This window comes from Candidatus Pelagibacter sp. HIMB1593, from assembly GCF_052047755.1.
Taxonomy (GTDB): domain Bacteria; phylum Pseudomonadota; class Alphaproteobacteria; order Pelagibacterales; family Pelagibacteraceae; genus Pelagibacter.
In genome coordinates this window covers 193,674-211,561 of sequence record NZ_JBNAJK010000001.1, presented here as the reverse complement: position 1 = coordinate 211,561, position 17,888 = coordinate 193,674, and the positions used below count along the sequence as shown (strand labels likewise).

The 17,888-nt window shown below is 28.7% G+C and carries 19 protein-coding genes; 6 read left to right on the top strand and 13 right to left on the bottom strand.

Features of this window, described 5'->3' with window-relative positions; genetic code table 11:
* The first annotated feature begins 20 nt into the window (after positions 1–20).
* Together ACTTA0_RS01090 and ACTTA0_RS01085 are read left to right on the top strand one after the other, a co-directional pair.
* Positions 21–815 carry a ParA family protein gene (locus ACTTA0_RS01090; protein WP_440675605.1) on the top strand — a complete coding sequence of 265 codons (795 nt, stop codon included), beginning with the start codon at positions 21–23 and terminating at the stop codon, positions 813–815.
* Positions 815–1,654, top strand: coding sequence for a ParB/RepB/Spo0J family partition protein (locus ACTTA0_RS01085; protein WP_440675603.1), 840 nt, complete (start codon positions 815–817; stop codon positions 1,652–1,654). The genes ACTTA0_RS01090 and ACTTA0_RS01085 overlap by 1 nt, the downstream gene beginning before the upstream one ends.
* Here ACTTA0_RS01085 and holA read toward each other — a convergent pair.
* From holA to ACTTA0_RS01065, 4 genes are all read right to left on the bottom strand, one after another.
* The gene (gene holA, locus ACTTA0_RS01080; RefSeq protein WP_440675601.1) at positions 1,644–2,633 is read right to left on the bottom strand and encodes a DNA polymerase III subunit delta; all 990 of its coding nucleotides are present in this window, start codon (positions 2,631–2,633) and stop codon (positions 1,644–1,646) included. The two genes, ACTTA0_RS01085 and holA, sit on opposite strands and share 11 nt — an antisense overlap.
* Positions 2,623–3,015, bottom strand: coding sequence for an LPS assembly lipoprotein LptE (gene lptE, locus ACTTA0_RS01075; protein ID WP_440675599.1), 393 nt, complete (start codon positions 3,013–3,015; stop codon positions 2,623–2,625). Before lptE ends, holA begins: the two co-directional genes overlap by 11 nt.
* 64 nt (positions 3,016–3,079) lie before the next feature.
* On the bottom strand, positions 3,080–5,614 hold the full coding sequence (gene leuS, locus ACTTA0_RS01070; protein ID WP_440675597.1) for a leucine--tRNA ligase: 2,535 nt from the start codon (positions 5,612–5,614) through the stop codon (positions 3,080–3,082).
* A gap of 2 nt (positions 5,615–5,616) precedes the next feature.
* Positions 5,617–6,210: a DUF3576 domain-containing protein gene (locus tag ACTTA0_RS01065; protein WP_440675595.1), complete on the bottom strand. Its 594-nt coding sequence runs from the start codon at positions 6,208–6,210 to the stop codon at positions 5,617–5,619.
* Positions 6,211–6,414: 204 nt separating this feature from the next.
* Here ACTTA0_RS01065 and ACTTA0_RS01060 point away from each other — a divergent pair, with 204 nt between their 5' ends.
* Positions 6,415–7,368, top strand: a complete 954-nt coding sequence (locus ACTTA0_RS01060; RefSeq protein ID WP_440675593.1) for a porin — start codon at positions 6,415–6,417, stop codon at positions 7,366–7,368.
* Positions 7,369–7,419: 51 nt separating this feature from the next.
* Here the strand turns inward: ACTTA0_RS01060 and ACTTA0_RS01055 are convergent, their stop codons facing one another.
* The gene (locus ACTTA0_RS01055) at positions 7,420–7,944 is read right to left on the bottom strand and encodes a thiamine phosphate synthase (protein ID WP_440675591.1); all 525 of its coding nucleotides are present in this window, start codon (positions 7,942–7,944) and stop codon (positions 7,420–7,422) included.
* Here ACTTA0_RS01055 and ACTTA0_RS01050 point away from each other — a divergent pair.
* Positions 7,939–8,598, top strand: a complete 660-nt coding sequence (locus ACTTA0_RS01050; RefSeq protein WP_440675589.1) for a YggS family pyridoxal phosphate-dependent enzyme — start codon at positions 7,939–7,941, stop codon at positions 8,596–8,598. The genes ACTTA0_RS01055 and ACTTA0_RS01050 overlap by 6 nt on opposite strands.
* On the opposite strand, the gene ACTTA0_RS01045 is transcribed toward ACTTA0_RS01050, so the two are convergent.
* Positions 8,595–9,089 carry a L,D-transpeptidase family protein gene (locus ACTTA0_RS01045; protein WP_440675587.1) on the bottom strand — a complete coding sequence of 165 codons (495 nt, stop codon included), beginning with the start codon at positions 9,087–9,089 and terminating at the stop codon, positions 8,595–8,597. The genes ACTTA0_RS01050 and ACTTA0_RS01045 overlap by 4 nt on opposite strands.
* A gap of 50 nt (positions 9,090–9,139) precedes the next feature.
* Between ACTTA0_RS01045 and ACTTA0_RS01040 the strand changes: the two genes are divergently transcribed.
* Entirely contained in the window at positions 9,140–9,664 is a 525-nt protein-coding gene (locus ACTTA0_RS01040) for a winged helix-turn-helix domain-containing protein (RefSeq protein WP_440675585.1), read from the top strand.
* Positions 9,665–9,765: 101 nt separating this feature from the next.
* Here ACTTA0_RS01040 and ACTTA0_RS01035 read toward each other — a convergent pair whose 3' ends face one another.
* From ACTTA0_RS01035 to grpE, 6 genes are all read right to left on the bottom strand, one after another.
* Entirely contained in the window at positions 9,766–10,695 is a 930-nt protein-coding gene (locus tag ACTTA0_RS01035) for an adenosine kinase (RefSeq protein ID WP_440675583.1), read from the bottom strand.
* 1 nt (position 10,696) lies between these two features.
* Entirely contained in the window at positions 10,697–11,350 is a 654-nt protein-coding gene (gene nth / locus ACTTA0_RS01030; protein ID WP_440676625.1) for an endonuclease III, read from the bottom strand.
* Positions 11,350–12,126: a 4-hydroxy-tetrahydrodipicolinate reductase gene (gene dapB, locus ACTTA0_RS01025; protein WP_440675582.1), complete on the bottom strand. Its 777-nt coding sequence runs from the start codon at positions 12,124–12,126 to the stop codon at positions 11,350–11,352. Before dapB ends, nth begins: the two co-directional genes overlap by 1 nt.
* A 170-nt stretch (positions 12,127–12,296) precedes the next feature.
* On the bottom strand, positions 12,297–13,424 hold the full coding sequence (dnaJ, locus tag ACTTA0_RS01020) for a molecular chaperone DnaJ (protein ID WP_440675581.1): 1,128 nt from the start codon (positions 13,422–13,424) through the stop codon (positions 12,297–12,299).
* Positions 13,425–13,453: 29 nt separating this feature from the next.
* Positions 13,454–15,379 (bottom strand): molecular chaperone DnaK, encoded by a 1,926-nt coding sequence (gene dnaK / locus ACTTA0_RS01015; RefSeq protein WP_440675580.1) that lies wholly within the window; start codon positions 15,377–15,379, stop codon positions 13,454–13,456.
* Between the two features lie 63 nt (positions 15,380–15,442).
* A complete protein-coding gene (grpE, locus tag ACTTA0_RS01010) occupies positions 15,443–16,096 on the bottom strand; it encodes a nucleotide exchange factor GrpE (protein WP_440675578.1) in 654 nt (217 codons plus the stop codon).
* A gap of 36 nt (positions 16,097–16,132) precedes the next feature.
* Between grpE and rdgB the strand changes: the two genes are divergently transcribed.
* The gene (gene rdgB, locus ACTTA0_RS01005) at positions 16,133–16,735 is read left to right on the top strand and encodes an RdgB/HAM1 family non-canonical purine NTP pyrophosphatase (RefSeq protein ID WP_440675576.1); all 603 of its coding nucleotides are present in this window, start codon (positions 16,133–16,135) and stop codon (positions 16,733–16,735) included.
* Here the strand turns inward: rdgB and ACTTA0_RS01000 are convergent.
* Complete coding sequence (locus tag ACTTA0_RS01000) at positions 16,719–17,873, bottom strand: ABC transporter substrate-binding protein (protein WP_440675575.1); 1,155 nt, start codon at positions 17,871–17,873, stop codon at positions 16,719–16,721. The genes rdgB and ACTTA0_RS01000 overlap by 17 nt on opposite strands.
* Positions 17,874–17,888 lie beyond the last annotated feature (15 nt).

The window sequence follows — 17,888 nt, the reverse complement described above, 5'->3', positions numbered from 1 at the left end:
AAGAAATTTAAAAAAATTAAATGCAAATTATTTCGGTCATAAATCAAAAGGGTGGGGTAGGAAAAACTACTACAGTAATAAATCTTGCAGCTGGACTATCACAACATAATAAAAAAATTTTAGTTATAGACCTAGATCCGCAGGGAAATGCTACTACAGGACTAGGATTATCTAATATTGAAAACTCAAGCGATACAATCTACGGCGTTTTGAATGGAACTAAAGAAATTTATCAAGTAATCAAGAAAACCCAGTTTGAAAATTTGGACATGATAACTTCTAACGTTGACTTATCAGGTCTAGAGGTTGAAACAGCTGATGATACAAACAGAGCTTTTATCTTAAAGCTTAAATTGGCCGCTTATTTAAATGATTCTAGAGGATCCTATGATTATATACTGATTGACTGTCCTCCTTCTCTCAGTCTATTAACTGTTATGGCCCTTGTTTGTTCAAGCTCACTACTCGTTCCTTTACAGACAGAATTTTTTGCTCTTGAGGGTCTAACTCAGCTTATGAAGACAATAGAAAGAATAAAAATAAGCTTGAATCCAGAATTAAAAATTCGAGGTATACTTTTAACAATGTATGACAAAAGAAATAAGTTATCTTCACAAGTTGAAAAAGAAGCTAGAGATTATTTTAGTGAAAAAGTTTACTCAACAGTAATACCTAGAAACGTTAGATTATCAGAAGCACCTTCTCATGGAATGCCAGTTTTGATTTATGATAAATCATGCCCAGGTAGCAAGTCGTATTTTAGTTTTACAGATGAATTTATAAATCAAGAGTCAAAAATAGGGAGTGCTGCTTAATGGACAAAATTAAAAAAGGTTTAGGAAGGGGTTTGTCTTCCTTGATTGGTGAAGCAAAAGTAGAACTTCAAACTAACCAATTGCAAGTAAGTGATCTAATTCCAAATAAGTATCAACCAAGAAAAATATTTGATGAAAAAAATTTAGAAGATTTAACCAATTCTATCAAAGAAAGAGGAATGATACAGCCAATCATTGTCAGAAAGTCAAACGATGATAAAGCAAAATATGAAATTATAGCAGGAGAGAGGAGGTGGCTTGCGGCTCAAAGGGCCGGTCTTCACAATGTTCCCGTTGTTATTACAGAAGCTGATGATTTAAAATCTTTGGAATTCGCAATTGTTGAAAATGTTCAAAGACATGATCTAAATCCTTTGGAGGAAGCTTTAGGATACAAAAGATTAATAAATGAGTTCTATTATGATCAAGAAAAAGTGTCAAAATTTATAGGAAAAAGTAGAAGTCACATTACAAATTCTTTAAGACTTCTAACTCTACCTAATGAAGTAATAAAATTAATTGAAACTCAACAATTATCAGCTGGCCATGCTAAAATTTTAGTTGGTCTTGAAAACGCAATTTTTGTTGCAAATAAAATTATTGAGAAAAAACTTTCTGTGCGACAAACTGAGAATTTTGTCAAAATTTTTAAAAATAAAAAAAAATCTTCTTCTAGTAAAGATGCAAATATTATTGCACTTGAATTATCTATTTCAAATAAAATTGGTTTAAATGTTGATATACAAAATAATATAAGAAATAAGGGAAAAATAAGTTTTGAATATAAAGATATGGATCAATTACATAAAATTATTGATATAATTAAATCTAATTATTAGTTGTTTGAAATGATTGCTCTATTAAAAAATCCGTTATTAGATTGATTGAGAAATTAATATTTTTCTTAACTTCTAATTCAATTTTGCTGATTCTATAAATCAATTCTTTAAGCTTACGAGTTTTCCATTTAGTTAGTTGTTGTTTTGTAATATCTTTATCTTTCCAAAATATTGGTGGTTTAGCATTAGAAATTACTAAATCTATGTTTTGAGTTTTTTCTAACTCATTGGAAAGTTTCAAGATTTTTTTTGTTTTATTTAAAAATGTTCTTAAGATTATGATGCAATCTTCATTAGTAAAATTATTTTCATTTAAAATAGTAATAAATTTTTTATGATTTTTGGCTAAACAATTATCAACTAACTCTGATATACTATAATCTTCTGATAAATTAATTAATTTCATTAAATTTTCGTCAGAAAGTTTTTTTCCATTTTTTAGAAAATTTTCTATTTTTTCTAGTTCTTTCAGAAGGTTATTTCTATCGCCTGATGATTTGTTTACAATTTGATTTAAGTATGCTTGAGATATTGCAATTTTTTTTTTTTTTAAAAAATCATTACATAGCTTAGAAAGTGTTTGCTCATTATCTGGGTAAAATGGAATACAGATTGTATCCTTTCCTTTTTCAAAAAAATTTCTTAATTTAGATTTTTTTTCTAAATTATCAGCGATGATTATTATTATATCGTTGATACTTTTATCATTTATTTCATTTAATATTTTTAGTATTTTTTCTGTTGCTCTTCTGACAATTATAATCTTTTTTTCCTCAAATAATGATTTGTTAAGAACACTAGATAAAAAATTATCTTTTGTTTCTAAAACTTCTTTTTCTTCATATTTAAATTTTTCTAGATTTTCTTTAATTAAATGATTTATCGTTTCATTTTTAAGTCCTTCATTATTGCCATAAAATAAAATTAGATTATTTTTATCCAAATCTATTTTGTTGATCTCAAAATATTTAATTATCATTTAAGTTAATTAAATTACGAATTAATTCATCTTTTGCTGCTTTTGAAAAATTTCTTTTTATTTCTTTTTCGTAATTAGATTGTTCAAAATTTTCAGTGCTTTTTATTTTGAAATTTTGATTAAAATTAATTTCCTTATTATTTTTGGAAAGAAGTTGAAATTTTACACTCATGTTTAACTTGTAGTCAGTAGCTTTTCCTGTAGAATCTTTAGCTAATATTATTTTTTCATACTTACTTTCAAAATTTATTTCATGTTTTTTAGTTGAATTTACATCAGAAGCAATTTTCAATTGATTTTTAATAAAATTACTTATCTCCAAATCACCTTTAAAATTTACAACATAAATAAATAAATCTATGTCTTTTTTATCTTTATACACTGAGTTATATCCGCATCCATAAATAAAGGTGCATAAAATTAGAATAATAATTTTCCTCATAATTTTAAATTATAAAATTTATTAATTTATTTTTTATATAAATGCTTTTCTTAATTTCATTATTATTTAAATATTTATATATCTTTTCATCTTTTTTAATTATATCCATGATCTTTTTTTCTGTTTCATCGATCTTAGTTTTAAGAAGTCCTCTTTTTTTTCCGTTTACTTGTACTACTATATTGATAACTTCTTCTCTAATGATGTTTTCGTCTATCTCAGGCCAATTTATATCTTTTTCGTTTATCAATTCTAAGCATTCATTTGAAAAATGAGGTATTACAGGTTGTAAAGAAATTAATATTTTTTTATAATTTTTCTTTAAAGTATTTTTCTTATAATTTTTACTTATTTGTTTTATCATAAATGAATACATCTCATGTAAGTTAGCTATAATTTTATTATAACTAAATCCTTCTAAATTTTCTGTCACCTTCTTTAAAAATTTATTTGTATATCTTTCAATTTCATCATCAGAATCTTGTTTGTGATTTTTGCCTATTTCCTCAATAAATTTTAAATTTAGATTCCATAGTTTTTGTATAAATTTATATGATGAAGAAATACCTTCTTCAGACCACAAAACATCTTTTTCTGGAGGGCTATCTGATAAAATAAACAATCTTGCTGCATCTGCTCCGTAATTTGAAATAATATTTTCCGGATCAATTGTGTTTTTCTTTGACTTTGACATAGACTCTATTGGGCCTACTTTTATTGGAATTGAGTTATCTTTTTTAAGAAATTTTTTCCCATTTATTGTTTGTACTTCATCGGGGCTTATCCAGTTATTTTTATTATCTTTATAAGTTTCATGGCAAACCATCCCTTGAGTAAATAGACCGTTAAATGGTTCACTTAAATTTATAATTTTGTTATTTTTTGAAATAGCACGCATAAAAAATCTTGAATAAAGCAAGTGAAGTATGGCATGTTCAATCCCACCTATGTATTGATCAACTGGCATCCAATATTTAATATCTTCCTCACTAAAACCATAATTCTCTTCATTTGGAGAACAAAATCTAAGAAAATACCATGAAGAACAAACAAATGTATCTAAAGTATCAGTTTCCCTTATCATTTTTTTTCCATTAATTTCTATGTTTTTCCATTCATCAATATGATCAAGAGGGTTACCTTTTACTTTCAAATTAATTTTTTCAGGTAGTTTTACAGGTAACATTTCTTCTGGAATTTTGTGCACGTCACCATTCTCATCATATGCAATTGGGATTGGGCAACCCCAATATCTTTGTCTTGAAACCCCCCAATCTTTAAGTCTAAAATTTATTTTTTTTGAGCCAATTTTTTTCTCTTCAAGAATTTTGATAGTTTCTAGTATTGATTGATCTGGTACTTTTAGATTATTCAAATATTTTGAGTTAATTAATGTTCCCTCACCAGTATAAGCTTCAGATGTAACTTTAAAGCTCTCGTTTTCATTTTCAGGTCTTACCACTGTTTTAATTTCAAGATTATATTTTTTAGCGAATTCAAAGTCCCTTTGATCATGAGCAGGGCATCCAAAAACTGCGCCAAAACCGTAATCCATTAATACAAAATTTGCGAAATACACTGGAACTCTTTCAGATGGACTTAAAGGGTTGATCGCGTATAGGTTTGTTTTAAATCCAATCTTTTCCCCAACAGCTATAGCCTCTTCTGTAGTCCCAGTTTTTGAGCACTGCTCTTTAAATTCTATAAATTTAGGATCTTTCTTATAGTATTGAGATATTTCATGATCAGCTGAAACAGCTAAAAAGGAAAATCCAAACAAAGTGTCAGGTCTAGTAGTAAAACATTTTATGTTTTTAACTCTTGTATCTCCTTCAATTTTAAAATCAATTTCACAACCAAACGATTTTCCTATCCAATTTTTTTGCATAGTTTTTACTTTGTTTGGCCAATTCTTAAGTTTTTCTAGACCATCAAGTAGATCTTGTGAAAATTCTGAAATATTGAAAAACCATTGACTTAATTTTTTTCTTTCTACAACAGCTCCAGATCGCCAACCCTTCCCATCTATTACTTGTTCATTAGCCAATACAGTTTCATCAACTGGGTCCCAGTTTACATAGTTTTCTTTTCTATAAACTAGTTTTTTGTCAAATAATTCTAAGAAAAACTTTTGTTGATGTTTATAGTATTGCTCTGAACATGTCGAAATTTCTCTGTCCCAATCAATAGATAAGCCAAGTTTTTTTAATTGAGATCTCATATTTGAAATATTTGTCTCAGTCCAATTTTTAGGGCTTAAATTATTTTGTTTCGCTGCATTTTCTGCTGGCATTCCAAACGAGTCCCACCCCATTGGATGTAGAACATTAAATCCTTGAAGTGTTTTGTATCTAGCGAGTACATCGCCAATTGTATAATTTCTTACATGACCCATGTGAATCTTTCCTGATGGGTATGGGAACATTTCTAAACAGTAAAACTTTTTTTTACTTATATCAGTTTGAACAGAAAAGGCTTTTGTGCTTTCCCATTCTTTCTGCCACTTTTTTTCTACAGATTTAAAATTATATCTTTCCACTTCTAACGTTGTTCGTCACCAGTATTTGGATAGGTGTAAGTGCTTTCAGGTTTTTTTGCATCTATTTCTTTTTTATATACTGCTGCTTTTTTTAGTATTTCTTTTTTAATTTCTGTTGATAAACTTCCATCTAATTCATTAAAACTACAGTTAGCCAGAGTATCAATACATTTTCTAGTAAATATTTTTATGTCTAATGCGTCTGATCTTATTTCATTCGTTAAAAATCTTATTGAGATTTTAATACTTTCATTTGGAGAATTTGTTTCAGAATACCAATCTGTAATAATAATTCCTCCACTGTAGTTTACAGATGAAAGAGGCATAAATTCGATTATATCCAAAGATGCTCGCCATAACTCATTAGAGCTAGCAAAATCAAAAACACCTCCCTTGTTACTACCCATAACATCATTAAACCTTATACCTTTTCCTTCCCTAATATTTTGTTCAACTCTTTTTTTTGGATCAGCAGGTGTTTTTCTTGCATCTCCTCCTGGCAATTTAAATTTTCCGTCTGGACCTTTGCAGGCAAATAAAAAAAGTGGAATAATTAGTAGTAAGGTTATTACTTTAAATTTTTTAGATAAATACATGTGATAATAATTTTTGCTTATATCTACTATATTTCTTTAAAATATCTAATATTAACGTAAATTAAGGTATTAAGTGATGTAAAAATGCAACACTTTGTGTCTTTTTCAATTAAATTAGGCCTAATTTGAAAGAATTAAACTCTAATGAGATATAAAAACAATGTTTATTATTAATAATAACAAATAAATAAAGGAGTAATTAATATGAACATTAAAAAAGTAGGTATGACTGCACTTGCAGCTTCACTTGTTTCTATGTCAGCACATGCTGGTGAGATGACAATTTCAGGAGCAGCTTCAGTTGCAGTTGGAGGATACAGTGCCGAGGAACTTAATGCAGGTACTACATTCTCAATGGGTAACCAGTTTACGGTATCTGGTAGCGGTGAACTAGATAATGGTTTAAACATAGCTTTATCATTTCAATTAGATGAAACTGATTCAGTTAATCCATTTGATGATCACTCAATAACAATTAGTTCTGATGAACTTGGATCAATTAAATTCTCTGGACACGGTGGTTCTTCAGCTGTTTCATCTATGGATGCAACTGCTGCAGGTGACATCTGGGATGGATTTGATGGTGTTAGAGGTGGAGTTACTGGTTTAACTCACGGTATGTCTGGTGGAACTGACAACAATATATTCTACACAGCTCCAACTTTAATGGATGGTGTAAGCATATATGGTCATTACAATCCACAAGGTTCTCAAGCTGAGTCAGAAACTGGTATTGGTATAAATTATACTGGTATCGAAGGTTTAACACTTAAGTATGCACAGTCTGATGAAAATACAGGTACAACTACTACTTCAGGTGATCAAACAGCGTGGCATGTATCTTACGCAATAGGTCCAGTAACTCTTGCAGCAACGCAAGCTGATTACGATATGGACGCAGCTAGTAACGATAAAGAAATTTCATCTTACAGCATTGCTTATACTGTAAGTGATGAGATTTCAGTAAGTTATGGAACTGAAGCGCTTGACGATGGAAACACAAGTTCGGATGCAGAATACTCTGCACTTGTTGCTTCTTACACAGCTGGTGGTATGACACTTACAGCTAAATTAGAAGAAGCTGAAAACATTGATGGTTCAACAAATTCAAATGCAGATTTTGAATATTGGACTGTAAGTGCTGCATTTGCATTCTAATTTAATTTAAGTTAAATTTTAAAAAAGGGCCCCTATTCAGGGGCCTTTTTTTTATTCAAAATAAGATATTCCAGCAAAACTAGATTGATCTAAAATTTTCATTTTTTTTAGATTTTGTTTAGAGATACCCCCTAAGACAACAACTTTTTTACGTGTAAGTTTTGAAAGTAGTTTAAATTTATTTACTCCTAAATAATTTTTATTTTTTTTAAATAAAGATGATATAAAAATTTTATTTACTTTTTGTGTTTCTTTAGTTCTAATTTCTTTAAGATTATGTGCCGATCCAACAATTTTAAATTTTTTTTTTAGCGAATACGATAAATGTTTAATATTTTTGTTAAATGATGGAATATATGCTCCATCTAAATTAAGTCTTATTGCTAGTTGAATGTTGTTAGATAGATAAAATTTAATTCCTTTTTTCTTACAATAGTTTTTAATTTTTAAGATAAGTTTCACATCTGCTGTTTTTGATGAATAATTTCTAAAGATAATAATTGTTTGTTTGTCTTGTTTATCGATATTGTTTGTCTGAAATTTATTTATGAAGTAATATTTCTTTTCTTTATGCATAACACTGTAAAAAATTTATTAGATATTGATAATAATATTCAAATTTATCTCAATAGATTAAATATAACCACTAAACCTAAAATTATAGCAGTATCTAAAACTTTTAAAATTGAAAAAATTTTACCACTTATAGAATACGGACATATTGATTTTGGTGAAAATAAAGTTCAGGAAGCAAGCGAAAAATGGATGGATATTAAAAAAAATAATTCGCGCATAAAACTACATATGATCGGAAAATTACAGACGAACAAAGTAAAATATGCAGTAAGAATATTTGATTACATCCATTCTGTTGACAGCGCAAAACTTGCAAAAAAAATTGCAGATGAACAAAATAAAATAAATAAAAAAATTAAAATTTTTTTACAGATAAACATAGGTTATGAAGATCAAAAATCAGGTATTAATAAAACCGAAGTAAATCAGCTGGTTGCTTACTGTAAAGAAATTGGATTAGATTTAATTGGCTTAATGTGTATTCCCCCAGCAAATGTTGATCCTAATAATTACTTTGAAGAGATGAACCAACTTAATAAATCCTTTAGTTTTAAAGATTTAAGCATGGGTATGTCTTCGGATTATCTTATTGCTGCTAAACATTTTGCTACATACGTTAGAGTTGGATCTAGTATATTTGGACATAGAAACTAAAAAATTTTAATTTTAGAATTTTTTTTAATTAACTTAAGTAGGATTAAAAAATCCTTTTTCTTTAAAGCAACACATCCATTAGTTGGTTTGAAATCTTTAGTTAAGTGAATAAAAATACAACTTCCAAGACCAGTAATTGGTTTTTCAAAGTTGTATTTAATTGGTATTAGAAAATCATACTTATGATCTTTTCTAAGTAACTTTTCATGACCAACTTTTTTATCAATTTTGATAAGCTTGTTATATTTTTTGGAAAAATTAATATCATCGCACCAACCCATATTTTTTTTTATTTCAACACATTTCAGTGTTGTTGATGGTTTTTTTAAACGGTCTTTCCTAAAATAAAGATTTTCAATTTTAAAGGTACCCATTGGGGTTTTTTTATCTCCTTCTTTTTTATTCGCTGTTAATCCCCTTTTTCCTATACAACACCTAAATGTAAATTCATCTATTTGAAGAGTATGTTTATTTTTTACCAAAATTGTCATATTCTATTTTTGTGTTACCTCAGAATTTAATAATATATAAATTTTCGCAATTGTATCATATCCTTGAAGAAATTGAGTTAGATTTAAATTTTAAAATTTTATTTGTAGATGATGAAAATACTTTAAATGATACAATTAAAAGTCTTAATAATTATTTGATTATTACAGATAGAGAATATCCAAATATTGGCCATCAATTTGTTTTAGACGATACACCTGTCAACATTTCTAAATTTAAAGAAAAAATAAATATTGAATTTTTAAAAGTGAAATTCAACAGTCAATCAGAAGTTAAAGTAAGTAATTATATTATAGATTTAAATTCAAGAGAGATGTCTGAAAAAAAAATCAGGCTCAAATTGACTGAAAAAGAAATTAATACGATTATATTTTTATCTAAATCAAATAAACCAGTTAGCGTTGATGAATTACAAAAAAAAGTATGGAGTTATCAATCTGATATGGAAACCCATACTGTTGAGACCCACATTTATAGATTAAGAAAAAAAATTTTAAATACTTTTGATGATAATGAATTTATAATCAGTAAAAAAAATGGTTACCAAATTAACTAAAAAAAATCCTATCGCTAAAAATTTATTTTCTAAAAATTATAAACCAAAAACAATAAAGCCTAAAAAGGGTAAAGGGAGTTTTAAAAGAAAAAAAAGTTAATCTAAAGTCTTGCACCGATTTGCTGTATTACTTTTGATGACATTTCAGTACCTTTTTCAAGGCATTCTTTTGTAGACAATTTATTTAAATATCCATGTAAAAATCCAGCAGCAAAGAGATCTCCCGCGCCTGTAAGGTCAATAATTTTTAAATTTTTTTGTATATCATTTTCAAAAACTTTATCTCCATTAATTGCAACTGAACCTTTTTCGCCTCTTGTTACAATAATTAATTTGTTAAGTTGTTTTGAAAAATTTATTACTTCATTAAAGTTTTTTGCGTCAATTAAAGATGTAATTTCTTGTTCGTTAGCGAAAGTTATATCTAGTTTGTTTTTAACTAAGTTTAAAAAATGAGGCTTGTGTCTATCCACACAAAACAAGTCAGAGAGTGACATCGCAACTTTATTCGCATTACTTATAGCTTTATCAAATGCTTTTTTAGGCTCTCCTTCGTCCCATAAATAACCTTCCAAAAATATTATTTCGCTTTTTTTAATAGCTTCTGAACTAACATCATTTTCATTTATTTTTCCTGCTGTACCTAAAAAAGTGCACATTGTTCTTTCAGAATCAGGTGTTACTAATATTAGACATGTTCCAGTCGGTAACTCCTCCTTTTTTTTTGAATAAATAAACTCAACTTTTTCTTTATTTAACCCTTCTTCATAATTACCACCAAACTGATCATCGGAAATCTTACCTATAAAACCAACTTTATCGCCAAGTTGAGATATACCAACTATTGAGTTAGCAACCGATCCTCCAGGTACTGTTTTTTCTATTTTAAGATTTTTTAATAAACTTTTGAATTCATTTTCATCAAAGAATAATTTCATTGTACTTTTTGTAAGATTATTTTGCTCGATGAAACTGTCATCCACTTTACAAATAACATCTACAATTGCATTACCTATTCCTAAAATTTTCATATTAAGCTTTTTTGGTAATAACAGGTTTTTTTCTTTTTGGGTAGCAACTAGTACATATTTTACAACTCAATCCATAGCAATCTCTGGCTTTACAATATTCTCTTCCATAAAAGATTATTTGTAGATGAAGTTTAGACCAGGTTTTTTTAGGAAATATTCTTTTCAAATCCTTTTCAGTTTGAGCTACATTTTTTCCATTTGTTAAACCCCAACGCTGTGCAAGTCTGTGAATATGAGTATCAACAGCAAAAGCCGGGTATCCAAAACCTTGAGACATCACAACACTTGCTGTTTTATGTCCTACACCAGGCAGTTTTTCAAGTTCCTCAAAAGTTTTGGGTACTTTACCTCTGTGTTTTTCTAACACTTGTTTTGACATTAAGTAAATACTTTTGGCTTTAACTCTAAAAATTCCAATTTTTTTAATTAATTTTTCGATTTTTTTTCTCCCTAATTTTACAAAATGTTCTGGCTTATAGTATATTGGATAAATATCTTTTGTTACATTATTAACATTTACATCAGTACATTGGGCAGACAGCAGGACTGAAATTAATAACGTAAACGTATTTTTGCTTTTTAAAGGAACAGGTGCTTTAGGATAAATTTTATTTAAAGTCTTAATAATTATTTTTGCTTTTTGTTTTTCATTCATCATGAAAAGTTAAGCAAATCTCTCATCGAATATAATCCTGGTTTTTTTTTCATTAACCATTTTGATGCAGTCAAAGCTCCATCTGAGTAAAGTGCTCTATCAAAAGCTTCATGGTTCAATGTAATTATTTCTTTTCCACTAGAGAATTTTACTTCATGTTCACCAATAATTTCACCTTTTCTAATTGAACTGAAATTAATTTTTTTTCCATAAGGAAATGATTTTTTATTCAAGAATTTCTTACCAATCAAACTATATAAATTTTTATTTTTTCCATCAGCAATTCCTTTTCCAAGCATTAATGCGGTACCTGATGGATAGTCTTTTTTATGTTTGTGATGTACTTCAAATATTTTACTCAAGTATTCCTCATTTAGTGATTTAGAGGCAATTTCAGTTAAGTACATTAATAAATTTACACCCAAACTCATGTTGCCAGCTTTTAAAATAGCTATTTTTTTTGAATATTTTTTAATTTGATTTTCTTGAGCTCTAGTAAATCCAGTGGTACCAATTACTACTTTTTTTCTTAATTTTGATGCTATTTTTAATATTTCAAGAGTGCACTTAGGAATAGTAAAATCAATAATCACATCAGTTTTTTTAAAAGCTTTATCAGAATTTAGTTCAGGTTTAATTCCATTAAATTTTTTATTTACCAATCTATTTTCTGTAAGTGTAACTAATTTGAAATTTTTATTTTTCTTAGATGATTTGATGAGTTGTTGACCCATCCTTCCCATACATCCTGAAATAGCTAAATTAATTTTTTTCATTAAGTGATAAAATATAAAAGTATCATAAGAACAATTATAATTACACCCCAAATACTTAAATTTTTAAAAAATACTTTTTTCTTAAAGTTTGATTTTATGAAGCTAGGTAAAATTAGAATTAGTATTAATATTAAAGCTATTGATGGAATTATTTCCTCTATTTCCATAATTTAGTTTTTCCAAAAATCTTTAGCCTTTTGAAAAAACTTTTTAATACTTGGATTTGATTTGTCGTTTTCTATTTTTCTAAATTGTTCCAATAATTCTTTTTGTTTTTTATTTAGGTATACAGGTACCTCTGTTTTTACCTGAACATATAAATCACCAAAATCACCTCTTCTCATAAATGGCATTCCTTTGCCTTTTAATCTAAATTGTTTACCATTTTGAGTTCCATCTGGAATTTTTATTTTTGCTCGTCCACCATCAATCGTTGGTATTTCGATGATAGTTCCAAGCGCTGCATCAGTAAGAGATAGAGGAAATTCAAAAAATAGGTTTTCATCTGATCTTTTAAATAGTTCATGAGAATTAACATTTATAAATAAATATAAATCACCTGTAGTACCACCTCTGCTGCCAGCTTCACCTTTGCCGGCAAGTCTTATTCTTGTACCATCATCTACACCTTTAGGAATAGTTACAGATATTTTTTTGGATGTTTGTTTTTTCCCCTGACCATTACAATCATTACATGGATTAGTAATTTCCTCACCATTACCATTACATTGTGGACATGTTTGTTGAACAGTAAAGAAACCTTGGTTAGATCTTATTCTTCCATTTCCTCCACAATAAGAACACCTGTCTGGAGAATAACCTGGTTCAGAACCATTACCTTTGCAAGTTCCACACTGCTCAGTAGTTGCAAATTTTATATCTTGTTTTTTTCCATGATAAGCCTCTTCTAATGAAATTGATAAATCGTATCTTAAATCTGAGCCTCTATTATTTGATCTTCTGTTTCTTGATCTTCCTCCACCTCCAAAATCGCCAAAGAAATCCTCAAAAATATCAGAAAAATCAGCTCCACTAAAACCACCAAAACCGCCACCTGGTCTGCCACCGCCATTTTCAAAAGCTGCATGTCCAAAGTTGTCGTAGTTTTGTTTTTTCTCTTTATCTGAAAGTATCCCGTAAGCTTCACTAGCCTCTTTAAACTTTTCTTCAGCCTTTGAATCACCTGGATTTTTATCTGGATGATATTTAACTGCTAGTTTTCTATATGCGGATTTAAGCTCATCAGGACTCGCGTTCTTACTAACGCCTAGGACATCATAATAGTCTCTTTTAGCCATCAAATTACCCCAGACAATTAAATGTCAGTTTATGCGCTTTTTTCTTTATTCTCGTCTTTTACTTCTTCGAAATCAGCATCAACAACATTTTCGTCTTTTTTACCTGTATCATCTCCACCATCATCTTTACCTGACTCTGGTTTAGCACTTTGTTGTGATTTATAGATTGCTTCTCCAAGCTTCATTGAAGCTTGAACTAAAGCTTCTGTTTTTTTCTTGATATCTTCAACATCTTCGCCTTTCAGAGCTTCTTTTACTGCAGAGGATGCATCTTCAATTGCTTTTTTCTCAGCATCTGAAATTTTTGATCCATGCTCTTTTAAGTTCTTCTCAGTTGAATGAATTAAAGTGTCTGCTTGGTTTCTAACATCAACCGACTCTCTTTTCTTTTTATCGGCTTCTTTATTAGCTTCAGCATCTTTGACCATTTTTTCAATTTCTTCATCACTTAATCCACCAGAAGCTTGAATTTGTATCTTCTGCTCTTTACCTGTTCCCTTGTCTTTTGCCGAAACATTTACGATACCGTTAGCGTCAATATCAAATGTAACTTCAATTTGAGGAACTCCTCTTGGAGCTGGCGCAATACCTACCAATTCAAAATTACCTAATAACTTGTTATCGGAAGCCATCTCTCTTTCACCTTGTAAAACTCTAATAGAAACAGCTGGCTGATTATCTTCAGCGGTTGAGAAAACTTGGCTTTTTTTAGTTGGAATTGTCGTATTTTTATCAATTAGTTTTGTTGAAACACCACCAAGCGTTTCAATACCTAATGATAACGGTGTAACGTCCAATAAAAGAACGTCTTTAACATCTCCTTGTAACACTCCTGCTTGAATAGCAGCACCCATTGCTACTACTTCATCAGGGTTTACACTTTTATTAGGGTCTTTTCCAAAAAAGTTTTTAACTTCCGCTATAACTTTTGGCATTCTAGTCATACCACCAACCATAACCACTTCATCTATCTCACTTGCGGTAATTCCTGCATCTTTTAATGCAGTTTTACATGGAGGCATTGTTCTAGCGATTAAGTCTTCAACTAAAGCTTCAAGTTTAGCTCTGGTCATTTTTAAATTAATGTGTTTTGGACCTGTTTTATCTGCAGTTATAAATGGTAAGTTTATATCTGTTTGTTCAGCAGATGATAATTCTATTTTTGCTTTTTCGGCTGCTTCTTTTAATCTTTGTAAAGCAAGTTTATCTGATTTAAGATCAATACCATTATCTTTCTTAAATTCAGAAATTAAATAATTAACTATAGCATTATCAAAATCTTCACCACCTAAAAAAGTATCACCATTAGTTGATTTAACCTCAAATACACCATCACCTAACTCAAGTATAGAAACATCAAATGTTCCTCCACCTAGATCGTATACAGCAATTTTTTTATTTTGTTTTTTATCTAAACCATAAGCTAGCGATGCAGCAGTTGGTTCATTTATAATTCTTAAAACTTCAAGTCCTGCAATTTTACCTGCATCTTTTGTAGCCTGTCTTTGTGCATCGTTAAAATATGCTGGTACTGTTATTACGGCTTTTGTTACTTCTGATCCTAAATATTTTTCTGCTGTCTCTTTCATTTTTTGTAAAATGAAAGCAGAGATTTGAGATGGAGAATATTTTTCTCCTTTAGCTTCAATCCAAGCGTCTCCTTTTTCAGAATTAACTATCTTAAATGGAGCAGCTTCAACATCTTTTTTTACTGTTGGATCATCAAAATTTCTTCCAATTAATCTTTTAACTGCAAAAATTGTGTTTTCAGGATTTGTTACTGCCTGTCTTTTAGCAGGTTGACCTATTAATTTTTCTTTTTCATCAGTAAATGCAACAACTGAAGGAGTTGTTCTTGCTCCCTCTGCATTTTCTAAAACTTTAGCTTGTGTACCTTCCATTACTGCAACACAAGAGTTAGTTGTTCCTAAGTCTATTCCGATTATTTTACTCATAATATTAATTTCTCTCTTTCGTCATATAGGGTTTAAATTTGAAACTACAAGTTGATCTCATTATTATTTATCTCCTGAATTCTCTTGATTTTGTTCAGTTTTTTCCTCTTTTTTAGTTACTTTTTTTGAAACACCAACCAATGAAGGTCTTAGAAGTCTATCTTTAATAGTGAAGCCTTTTTGAATTTCTTGAACAATTGTACCAGCTTCTTTAGTGTCATCTTCAATCTCCATCATTGCTTGATGAAAGTTAGGATCTAGTTTTTTGTTAATACAATCAATTGGTTTAATATTATTTTTTTCAAAAATAGAAATTAAATCTTTCTTTATTATATTTAAATGTTCCAGTGTCTTCTTTAAAGCGTCTGTTTCTTTTAACTTGTCATCGCTTTCTAAAACATGTTTAGAACGATCTAAGTTATCAATTAAATTTAATGCTTCTTTAGCAAAGCTAGAACCTCCATACTCAAACGCATCCTCTTTTTCTTTTTCAAACCTTCTTCTTTGATTTTCCATTTCAGCAAAAGTTCGTGCCAGTTTATCTTCTAGTTCTGCAATTTTTTCTTCTGGAGTTAGTTCTTTAATCTCTTCTTTGGTTTCCTGAAGTGTTTCTTGTTTATTTTCACCTACTGAGCTTTCCTCACGTTTTTCTGTTTCTTCTTCTAAATTCTGATTTTTGTCTTGTGGAGCATTGTTTTGGTTTTCTTCTTTTTCCATATGCTCATATATGGTAAGGAATTTAATTATTTCTAGATGTCTAAACAAAAAATTAAACGATTACTCATTGGCACTAACAACAAGGGTAAATTGAGAGAAATTAGGAGTTTATTGCCAAATTATATCAAAATTTACTCTACTTCTGATTTTAAACTTAAAAGTCCTGCTGAAAATGGAAAAACTTTTGAGGAAAATTCCTTAATTAAATCAAAACATTTCTCTAAAAAGACTGGTCTAATATGTTTGGCTGATGACTCTGGTTTGGAGATAGATCATTTAGACAAAAGACCTGGAATCTATTCTGCACGATGGGGAGGAAAATCAGCGGATTTTAATAAAGCTATTAAAAAAGTATTTAGAGAGTTAGATAAAAAAGATAAGAATTGGAAAAATAAAAAAATTAAAGCAAGATTTGTTTGTGCTTTATCAATCTCGCATTTAAATAAAAAAATTACTTGTGTATTAGGCAAAGTTGAGGGTCGAATATCAAATGAGCCAAAGGGAAAAAATGGATTTGGTTATGATCCAATTTTTATTCCACTAAAAAAATCTAAAACATTTGGTGAAATGAAACCATCTCAAAAATATAAAATGGACCATCGTTATCAAGCTTTCAAAAAGCTTAAAAGATTTTTGTAAGTTTTTTATCTTCTATTTTATAAAAATTTAATCTGTGGTTAATTTTGTTATCTTTAATATCAAAAATTCCTATCTTACCTTTAAATGAATTTTTTTTCTTAAATAATTTATCCATTTTTGAAAGATCCGATTTTAATGAAAGATAATATACTAAACCAACCAAATCATAACTTAACAGCGATAGATGGGATGGGTTTTGATTAAAAGCATTAAAATATTTGATTTTATAATCTTCAAAATTTTCTTTATTAATTGATGGATAGTAAATTGGTTGAATATTTGTTTCTTCTATTAAACTTTCATCAAACCACTGGTTAAGAGTTATAAAGTATTTATTTTTTGGTGACACGTCAGTATAAAGTAATGAAGTTGCAACACTCTTAAGACTTTCATCAAAATCAGATATAACAACAGCATCAAAATCAACATTTCCAATTGTATATTTTTTTTCCAAGTTTTTTATTTTTCTTTCCTTGTTTGGTTCATTTGACTCCTGAATTCTTTTTATTTCATCCGCTAGATTTTGTTTTCTAATTTTGTATTTAGTTATTTCTTCAATTTGTTTTGTAAGTTTTGTTGGTTCAGTATTATATTCAAAATTTTTAAAAACTTTTATTTTGGAATTCTTAAAACCATCTTTTACTTCAAACTCAAAGTTCTGAATTGGTGTTAAAAAAAGATTTTTTTCTAAATTATTTTCATCTAAAAATTTTTTTATAGTATTAAACTGTGAAGTAGAATTTATTCCAGCAGAAATTACATTTTTAGGCAAATCCAAAGTCTTATTTGTTAAAGATAAAAAAGTTAAATCTTCCATCTCATCCAAATAAGTTAAGCTCTCATGAAATATTGGTCCAATAATAATTTTTATTCCCATTTGTTTTAATTCAAAAGCAGACTTAAGAGTTTGGTTAGCTCTTGTCCCGGTATCTTTTGGATAAATTTCAATTAAATCATTATTAATATCTTTGACAGCTAAACTTACAGCTTTAATAATAGACGATCCTAGATCTTTATTTTCTCCAGTCATCGGAACCAACAGTCCAATTTTTATTTTTTCATTGGCATAAACTAAATTTAAGAAATTTAAGAATAAGAGAAGTAAAGAAATAGAAATAATTTTGATAATCTTTTTCATTTTGGTGTTATTATA

What these genes read in the sequence shown, in the direction of transcription:
- dnaK (WP_440675580.1), bottom strand. Translation starts at nt 15,379, where the DNA reads ATGAGTAAAATAATCGGAATAGACTTAGGAACAACTAACTCTTGTGTT.
- rdgB (WP_440675576.1), top strand. Translation starts at nt 16,133, where the DNA reads ATGTCTAAACAAAAAATTAAACGATTACTCATTGGCACTAACAACAAG.
- ACTTA0_RS01055 (WP_440675591.1), bottom strand. Translation starts at nt 7,944, where the DNA reads ATGCATAAAGAAAAGAAATATTACTTCATAAATAAATTTCAGACAAAC.
- ACTTA0_RS01065 (WP_440675595.1), bottom strand. Translation starts at nt 6,210, where the DNA reads ATGTATTTATCTAAAAAATTTAAAGTAATAACCTTACTACTAATTATT.
- nth (WP_440676625.1), bottom strand. Translation starts at nt 11,350, where the DNA reads ATGAATGAAAAACAAAAAGCAAAAATAATTATTAAGACTTTAAATAAA.
- ACTTA0_RS01035 (WP_440675583.1), bottom strand. Translation starts at nt 10,695, where the DNA reads ATGAAAATTTTAGGAATAGGTAATGCAATTGTAGATGTTATTTGTAAA.
- ACTTA0_RS01060 (WP_440675593.1), top strand. Translation starts at nt 6,415, where the DNA reads ATGAACATTAAAAAAGTAGGTATGACTGCACTTGCAGCTTCACTTGTT.
- ACTTA0_RS01085 (WP_440675603.1), top strand. Translation starts at nt 815, where the DNA reads ATGGACAAAATTAAAAAAGGTTTAGGAAGGGGTTTGTCTTCCTTGATT.
- ACTTA0_RS01000 (WP_440675575.1), bottom strand. Translation starts at nt 17,873, where the DNA reads ATGAAAAAGATTATCAAAATTATTTCTATTTCTTTACTTCTCTTATTC.
- ACTTA0_RS01045 (WP_440675587.1), bottom strand. Translation starts at nt 9,089, where the DNA reads ATGACAATTTTGGTAAAAAATAAACATACTCTTCAAATAGATGAATTT.
- ACTTA0_RS01090 (WP_440675605.1), top strand. Translation starts at nt 21, where the DNA reads ATGCAAATTATTTCGGTCATAAATCAAAAGGGTGGGGTAGGAAAAACT.
- holA (WP_440675601.1), bottom strand. Translation starts at nt 2,633, where the DNA reads ATGATAATTAAATATTTTGAGATCAACAAAATAGATTTGGATAAAAAT.
- ACTTA0_RS01050 (WP_440675589.1), top strand. Translation starts at nt 7,939, where the DNA reads ATGCATAACACTGTAAAAAATTTATTAGATATTGATAATAATATTCAA.
- dnaJ (WP_440675581.1), bottom strand. Translation starts at nt 13,424, where the DNA reads ATGGCTAAAAGAGACTATTATGATGTCCTAGGCGTTAGTAAGAACGCG.
- grpE (WP_440675578.1), bottom strand. Translation starts at nt 16,096, where the DNA reads ATGGAAAAAGAAGAAAACCAAAACAATGCTCCACAAGACAAAAATCAG.
- dapB (WP_440675582.1), bottom strand. Translation starts at nt 12,126, where the DNA reads ATGAAAAAAATTAATTTAGCTATTTCAGGATGTATGGGAAGGATGGGT.